General features: G+C 58.8%; 3 protein-coding genes. 2 read left to right on the plus strand and 1 reads right to left on the minus strand.

Annotated features, from left to right (window positions below; translation table 11 throughout):
- Nucleotides 1-220: 220 nt before the first annotated feature.
- Nucleotides 221-715, minus strand: coding sequence for a DUF934 domain-containing protein (locus tag NHU87_RS28255; RefSeq protein ID WP_253555137.1), 495 nt, complete (start codon nucleotides 713-715; stop codon nucleotides 221-223).
- 481 nt (nucleotides 716-1,196) lie between these two features.
- On the opposite strand from NHU87_RS28255, the gene ccoN reads away from it, so the two are divergent.
- Both ccoN and NHU87_RS28265 read left to right on the plus strand, forming a co-directional pair.
- Nucleotides 1,197-2,624, plus strand: a complete 1,428-nt coding sequence (gene ccoN, locus NHU87_RS28260; protein WP_253555141.1) for a cytochrome-c oxidase, cbb3-type subunit I — start codon at nucleotides 1,197-1,199, stop codon at nucleotides 2,622-2,624.
- Nucleotides 2,625-2,639: 15 nt separating this feature from the next.
- Entirely contained in the window at nucleotides 2,640-2,861 is a 222-nt protein-coding gene (locus NHU87_RS28265; RefSeq protein ID WP_253555143.1) for a cbb3-type cytochrome c oxidase subunit 3, read from the plus strand.
- Nucleotides 2,862-3,048 lie beyond the last annotated feature (187 nt).

The raw sequence follows: 3,048 nt of genomic DNA on the forward strand, positions 1-3,048 counted from the left end.
TCCCACGGTCCGTACTGGCGAGAGTCGGAATCGAGCCTTTAGTCACGCCCACCCCTTCAAGTCTAAACATACAAGCGTGTCTTGCCCGCGAAGAACGATGACGCGTAATACCTGAAAAACCGCGGTGTATTCTTCGCGGGCAAGCCACGCTCCCACAGGATTTTCGTCGCTCAAAGTTCTTAACTTACCAGCATTGGGCAAGCCCCCTCGCCACGGGACTTCAGCGCCGTCGAAACAACGGCCGCGGCTCAATCACCGAGCGCCCATAAAGCACACTCATCCCGGCCAATCCCTTCAGCGCATCTTCAGCGGACTTGTCTTCGCGCACCGCAAAGCTGTCAAAGCCACATTGGCGCATGTGGCTGAGTTGATCGCGCAGTACATCGCCAATCGCGCGCAATTCGCCTTGCCAACCGAAACGTGTACGCAACAGATAGGCCTGGCTGTAGGCGCGTCCGTCGCGAAAACTCGGGAAGTCCAGGGCAATCAGTGGCAGGTCGGGAAACCACGGCGTCAGATTTGTCACTTCGTCGTTGGGACCCAGCCAGACGCCTTCGAGCGCTGACGTCCTGTCGGCGTTAAGTGCCAGCCACTGGGGTAACGGCATTATCAGCGGTCCGGCCGGCAACTCCTCCGTTGCTTCGCGAATCAACTGCCATGGGTCGTCACGCACCCACTCGGCGCCGCCGTCTTGCAAACGAATCAGATTGTTCATGCCGACACCTCCAGCATTTTCGGGTACACCCGCTCCTTGGCCCGGTCATAGTCGTCGTACTGATACATGTGGCTGCCACCTCATCAGGATTGAACTCCCGTAGCAGCTGCCGAGCCTGCGAGGCTGCGTTCGGCTGCGCAGCAGTCGTGAGTCCGGCGGCGCGGTCTGCCTGATCCACCGCAATGCCTGGTTTAGCGACGGCTTCGCCGCCGAACGCAGCCTCGCAGGCTCGGCAGCTGCTACAGGGTTTCGGTTGTTCTTATGGTGTGGACTATGCACCGGCAGCGCAGCACGTTACAGATTCAGCTAAACACTAAAAAACCGTATCAGGGCGCGGCCTATCGCCGCAGGCTTACATCGCATCTGATCCGCATAAACTCGATTTCTCTGAGTCTGTTTTGTTTGCGGCAGGGTTTCTACAGTCCATGGCATGCCAGACCGGGTGGCCTGGCAAGACTTTGCAACCGTGGAAGAACTGACCATGAGCACAGCAACAATCGGACAGGCCTATAACTACAAGGTCGTTCGCCAATTCGTCGTGGCAACCATCGTCTGGGGTGTCGTCGGGATGGCGATGGGGGTATGGATCGCATCGCAACTGGTATGGCCCGAGATGAACCTCGACCTGCCGTGGACCACCTTCGGCCGCTTGCGCCCGCTGCACACCAGCCTGGTGATTTTCGGCTTTGCCGGCAGCGCGCAATTCGCCGCCAGTTACTACGCGGTGCAGCGCACCTGCCAGGTGCGGCTGTTCTCCGACAAGCTCGCCGCGTTCACCTTCTGGGGCTGGCAATCGGTAATCGTGGTGATGCTGATTACTCTGCCGCTGGGCTACACCACCACCAAGGAATACGCCGAAATCGAATTCTCCGGCGCGGTGTGGATGACGGTGGTCTGGGTCGCTTACGCCATCGTATTCTTCACTACCGTGGTGCAACGCAAGACCAAGCACATCTATGTCGGCAACTGGTTTTTCGGTGCGTTCATCGTGGTGATCGCCATGCTGCACGTGGTCAATCACCTGTCGATTCCGGTGGACTGGTTCAAATCGTATCCAGTGTATTCCGGGGCCACCGACGCCATGGTGCAGTGGTGGTATGGGCACAACGCGGTGGGTTTTTTCCTGACCACCGGCTTCCTCGGGATGATGTATTACTTCGTGCCGAAACAGATCAATCGGCCGGTGTATTCGTATCGGTTGTCGATCGTGCATTTCTGGGCGCTGATCACCTTGTACATCTGGGCCGGCCCGCACCATTTGCACTACACCGCACTGCCGGACTGGGCGCAGTCACTGGGCATGGCGATGTCGCTGATTCTGCTGGCGCCGAGCTGGGGCGGGATGATCAACGGCATGATGACGCTCTCGGGTGCCTGGCATAAGTTGCGCACCGATCCGATCCTGCGCTTTCTGGTGCTGTCATTGGCCTTCTACGGCATGTCGACCTTTGAAGGCCCGATGATGGCGATCAAAACGGTGAACGCCCTCTCCCATTACACCGACTGGACCATCGGCCACGTTCACGCCGGGGCCTTGGGCTGGGTGGCGATGATCACTTTCGGCGCCGTCTACCACATGGTCCCGAAAGTCTTCGGCCGCCCGCAGATGCACAGCATCGGCCTGATCAACGCGCACTTCTGGCTGGCGACCATCGGCACCGTGCTGTACATCGCCTCGATGTGGGTCAACGGCATCACTCAGGGTTTGATGTGGCGCGCGATCAACGATGACGGCACGCTGACCTACTCCTTCGTTGAGGCTTTGCAGGCCAGTCATCCGGGGTTTGTGGTGCGCTTTGTCGGCGGAGTGTTCTTCCTCAGCGGCATGTTGCTGATGGCCTACAACACCTGGCGCACGGTGCGAGTGTCGGACGTGAAAATGGCTGAACTTGAAGCGCAGATTGCCTGAGGCAAGGAGCCTGACATGATCGAGACGGGGTTGAATCTATTGGGCGTTTTGGGGCTTTGGCTGGCGGTCGAGTATTGCCTGAAATACCAGACCGCCGAGAGCCTGGACGATGCCAGCCTGATTCCGTTCGCCGATGACCCCGAAGTGGCGCGGCGGGTGGAGTTGGCCACGGGTAAGAAGGTGAACGCTGTAGCACCGGAAGAAGTGAAGCCGGGTTGGGGCAACCTCGAAATCTGAGGCACACCCCCTCCACTGTGGGAGCTGCAGTGAATCCATCTTTTGCGAACGCAACAAATCAATGTGGGAGCGGGCTTGCCCTAATGCCAGTCAGTTAAGCCGTAATGCGATCTGTAGCAGCTGGCGAAGCCTGCGTTCGGCTGCGAAGCAGTCGTGAATCCGGCTGATGCGGTCTGCCTGACATACC

Source organism: Pseudomonas mandelii (assembly GCF_024138395.1).
Taxonomy (GTDB): Bacteria; Pseudomonadota; Gammaproteobacteria; order Pseudomonadales; family Pseudomonadaceae; genus Aquipseudomonas; species Aquipseudomonas mandelii_E.

Coding starts and splice junctions, on each gene's coding strand:
- NHU87_RS28255 (WP_253555137.1), bottom strand. CDS start 715: ATGAACAATCTGATTCGTTTGCAAGACGGCGGCGCCGAGTGGGTGCGT.
- ccoN (WP_253555141.1), top strand. CDS start 1,197: ATGAGCACAGCAACAATCGGACAGGCCTATAACTACAAGGTCGTTCGC.
- NHU87_RS28265 (WP_253555143.1), top strand. CDS start 2,640: ATGATCGAGACGGGGTTGAATCTATTGGGCGTTTTGGGGCTTTGGCTG.